Source organism: Inquilinus sp. (assembly GCF_057815775.1).
Genome location: NZ_JBYRFX010000496.1, coordinates 1 through 4,764, shown reverse-complemented (window position 1 = coordinate 4,764; position 4,764 = coordinate 1). Strand labels below are relative to the sequence as shown.

1 protein-coding gene and 1 pseudogene are annotated in these 4,764 nt (G+C 64.9%); both read left to right on the top strand.

The window, feature by feature from the left end; all coding sequences use genetic code 11:
* Positions 1-198: DNA-directed RNA polymerase subunit beta (locus AC3XYG_RS17570; protein WP_489141144.1), on the top strand; the 198-nt coding region annotated here is incomplete at its 5' end.
* An 83-nt stretch (positions 199-281) separates the two neighbouring features.
* Positions 282-4,583: pseudogene (rpoC, locus tag AC3XYG_RS17565) on the top strand (DNA-directed RNA polymerase subunit beta'); the annotation flags it as partial.
* Positions 4,584-4,764: the final 181 nt, after the last annotated feature.

Below are 4,764 nucleotides of genomic sequence, written 5' to 3'. Positions count from 1 at the left end.
GCCTACGGTGCGGCCTACACGCTGCAGGAGATGCTGACGGTGAAGTCGGACGACGTGTCCGGCCGCACCAAGGTCTACGAGGCGATCGTCCGTGGCGACGACAACTTCGAGGCCGGCATCCCGGAATCCTTCAACGTTCTGATGAAGGAACTGCGGTCGCTGGGTCTCAACGTCGAGCTCGAGCAGCGCAACTACTAAGCCGCTTCCGGCGGCCGGTCCCGGACGGGACCGGCCGTCGTTGAACCCTATACGTCCGTCCCTACCCCCAGGGGAGCAGGTACATGAACGAGTTGATGAATCTCGTCGGCCAGGTCTCGACGCCGCAGAGCTTCGACCAGATCAAGATCCAGATCGCCAGCCCGGAGCGCATCCGCTCCTGGTCGTACGGCGAGATCAAGAAGCCGGAGACGATCAACTACCGGACCTTCAAGCCGGAGCGCGACGGTCTGTTCTGCGCCCGGATTTTCGGGCCGATCAAGGATTACGAGTGCTTGTGCGGCAAGTACAAGCGCATGAAGTATCGCGGCATCATCTGCGAGAAGTGCGGCGTCGAAGTCACGCTGTCGAAGGTCCGGCGCGAGCGCATGGGCCATATCGAGCTGGCCTCGCCGGTGGCGCACATCTGGTTCCTGAAGTCGCTGCCGTCGCGCATCGGCCTGATGGTCGACATGACGCTCAAGGATCTTGAGAAGGTCCTGTACTTCGAAAGCTTCGTGGTGGTCGAGCCCGGCCTGACCGCGCTGAAGAAGAACCAGCTCCTCACCGAGGACGAGTATCTTCGCGCCCAGGACGAGTACGGCGAGGATTCCTTCACCGCCAAGATCGGTGCCGAGGCCCTCAAGGGCATGCTCTCGGGCATGGATCTCGAGGAGCAGAAGGTCCAGGTCCGCGAGGAGCTGCGCGAGACCGGTTCCGAGGCCAAGCGCAAGAAGCTGGTCAAGCGTCTGAAGCTGATCGACGCCTTCCTGGAATCCGGCTCGCATCCGGAATGGATGGTGCTCGACGTCGTGCCGGTGATCCCGCCGGAGCTGCGTCCGCTCGTCCCCCTGGACGGTGGCCGCTTCGCGACCTCGGACCTCAACGACCTCTATCGCCGAGTCATCAACCGCAACAACCGCCTGAAGCGGCTGATCGAGCTGCGCGCGCCTGACATCATCGTGCGCAACGAGAAGCGCATGCTGCAGGAGGCGGTCGACGCCCTGTTCGACAACGGCCGCCGTGGCCGCGTCATCACCGGCGCCAACAAGCGTCCGCTGAAGTCGATCAGCGACATGCTGAAGGGCAAGCAGGGCCGGTTCCGTCAGAACCTGCTCGGCAAGCGCGTCGACTATTCCGGCCGTTCGGTCATCGTCGTCGGGCCGGAGCTAAAGCTGCACCAGTGCGGCCTGCCGAAGAAGATGGCGCTCGAGCTGTTCAAGCCGTTCATCTACCACAAGCTTGAACTCTACGGCATGGCGTCCACCATCAAGGCTGCGAAGCGGATGGTGGAGAAGGAGCGGCCGGAGGTCTGGGACATCCTCGAGGAGGTCATCCGCGAGCACCCGGTCTTGCTGAACCGCGCCCCGACGCTGCATCGCCTGGGCATCCAGGCGTTCGAGCCGACCCTGATCGAAGGCAAGGCGATCCAGCTGCACCCGCTGGTCTGCACCGCCTTCAACGCCGATTTCGACGGCGATCAGATGGCCGTGCACGTGCCGCTCGCGCTCGAGGCCCAGCTCGAGGCCCGCGTGCTGATGATGTCGACCAACAACATCCTCAGCCCGGCCAACGGCAAGCCGATCATCGTGCCGTCGCAGGACATCGTCCTCGGCATCTACTACCTGTCGATGGAGCGCAACGACCGGCTCGGGCCGGCGCTGTCGATCGACGGGATCGATGCGCTGACCTCGGCGATCACCAACGACGACATCATCCTGCAGAACCCGGCCAGCCCGGTGGATGTGGTCGACGTCACGGACATCAAGGCGGTGTTCGAGAAGCTGAAGTCGGGCAAGCTGACCGCCCACCAGATCCCCCGTTTCGCCTCGATCGGCGAAATGGAACAGGCGATGTCGGTGGACGCGCTCGGCATGCACAGCCGGATCAAGACCCGCTTCAAGACGGTCGACGAGAACGGCAAGGAGATCATCCAGCGCGTCACCACGACGCCGGGCCGGATGCTGCTGTCCGAGATCCTGCCGCGCAACATCGCGGTGCCGTTCTCGCTGGTCAACCGGCTGCTGACGAAGAAGGACGTCACCAACGTCATCGACATCGTCTACCGCCACTGCGGCCAGAAAGAGACGGTGATCTTCTGCGACCGGCTGATGGGCCTGGGCTTCGCCCATGCCTGCCGCGCCGGCATCTCCTTCGGCAAGGATGACATGGTCATCCCGAAGGCGAAGGTGGAGCTGATCGCCAAGGCGACGCAGCTGGTGAAGGAGTACGAGAACCAGTATCTCGACGGCCTGATCACCCGCGGCGAGAAGTACAACAAGGTGGTCGACGTGTGGTCGAACACCACCGACGAAGTGGCGCGCGAGATGATGGCCGAGATCCAGGCCACGCTCACCGATCCGACGCGGCAGGTGAACTCGGTCTACATGATGGCGCATTCCGGCGCCCGTGGTTCGGCGGCACAGATCCGGCAGCTCGCCGGCATGCGCGGCCTGATGGCGAAGCCGGACGGTTCGATCATCGAGACGCCGATCATCTCGAACTTCAAGGAAGGCCTGACCGTTCTCGAGTACTTCAACTCGACGCACGGTGCCCGTAAGGGCCTGGCGGACACCGCCTTGAAGACCGCGAACTCGGGCTACCTGACCCGCCGCCTGGTCGACGTCGCGCAGGATTGCGTGGTGATCGAAGAGGATTGCGGCACCAAGAACGGCATCACCACCGGCGCCGTGATCGACGGTGGCGAAGTGATCGTGCCGCTGGGTGAACGCCTGCTCGGCCGTTGCGCCGGCGAAGCGGTGCTGCATCCGCTGACCGGCGAGATCGTGGTCCAGGCCGGCGAGCTGATCGACGAGGCGCTGGTCGAGGCGGTGGAGATCGCCGGCGTCGACCGGGTGCTGATCCGGTCGGCCCTGACCTGCGAGACCAAGGGCGGCATCTGCGGCAAGTGCTACGGCCGCGATCTGGCCCGCGGCACCACGGTGAACATCGGCGAGGCCGTCGGCGTCATCGCGGCGCAGTCGATCGGCGAGCCGGGCACGCAGCTGACGATGCGGACGTTCCACATCGGCGGTGCGGCCCAGCGCGGTGCCGAGCAGTCGGCGATCGAGGCGTCGTTCGACGCCAATGTTCAGATCAAGAACCGCAACGTCGTCAAGACCGGCCAGGGCGTCCTGGTGGTGATGAGCCGGAACTGCGAGCTGCAGCTCGTCGACGGGCGGGGCCGCGAAAAGGCGCGCCACCGTCTGCCGTATGGCGCCAAGCTGCTGGTCGATGACGGCGAGATGATCGAACGCGGCCGCAAGATGGCCGAGTGGGATCCGTACACCATGCCGATCATCACAGAGAAGGGTGGCACGGCGACCTACGTGGATCTGGTCGAAGGCGTCTCGATCCGTGAGGTCGTCGACGAGCAGACCGGCATCTCGGCCAAGGTGGTGGTCGACTGGCGGCAGCAGCCGCGTGGCGACCAGCTCAAGCCCCGCATCGTCCTGCGTGACGAGAAGGGCGAGATCATCCGCCTGCCGAACGGCCTGGAGGCCCGCTACTTCCTCTCGGTCGACGCCATCCTGCAGGTCGACAACGGCAGCCAGGTCCAGGCCGGCGACGTGATGGCGCGTATCCCGCGCGAAGGGTCGAAGACCCGCGACATCACCGGCGGTCTGCCGCGGGTGGCGGAGCTGTTCGAAGCCCGGAAGCCGAAGGATTACGCGATCATCTCGGATCTCGATGGTCGGGTCGAATTCGGCAAGGACTACAAGACCAAGCGGCGGATCGTGGTCCGCAGCGAGGAATCGGGTGAGGAGCGCGAATACCTCATCCCGAAGGGCAAGCACATCTCGGTGCAGGAAGGCGACTACGTCCTCAAGGGCGACCAGCTGCTGGATGGCAACCCGGTGCCGCATGACATCCTGTCGGTCATGGGCGTCGAGGCGCTCGCTGACTATCTCGTCAACGAGATCCAGGACGTCTATCGGCTGCAGGGCGTGAAGATCAACGACAAGCACATCGAGGTGATCGTTCGCCAGATGCTGCAGAAGATCGAAGTGACGGAGGTGGGCGACACCACCCTCCTGATCGGCGATCAGGTCGACCGCGAGGATTTCGAGGCCGAAAACGAGAAGACGATCCGCGAGGATCTTCGTCCGGCCAAGGGCGTGTCGGTGCTCCAGGGCATCACCAAGGCCTCGCTGCAGACCAAGTCGTTCATCTCGGCGGCGTCGTTCCAGGAGACCACCCGCGTCCTCACCGAGGCGGCGGTTTCCGGCAAGATCGACGATCTCGCCGGCCTGAAGGAGAACGTGATCGTCGGCCGCCTGATCCCGGCCGGCACCGGCTCCGTGGTCAACCGCCTGCGAGCGATCGCCGGCGAGCGCGACCGCGTGGCACGGGTCCAGCACGACGAGAAGGCGGAAGCCGCCCTCCCGTCGGCTGAATCCAGCGCCGCCTGATCCGGGCGACCACGATCCGCTAGGATCAAACCCCCTCCGCTCCGGCGGAGGGGGTTTTTCTTTGCGTGGGGGGTGGGGTGCGGATCCTGTTCACCTTTGCCGGCGGCAGCGGGCACTTTGTGCCGCTGGTCTCGATCGCCCGGGCCGCGCAGGCTGC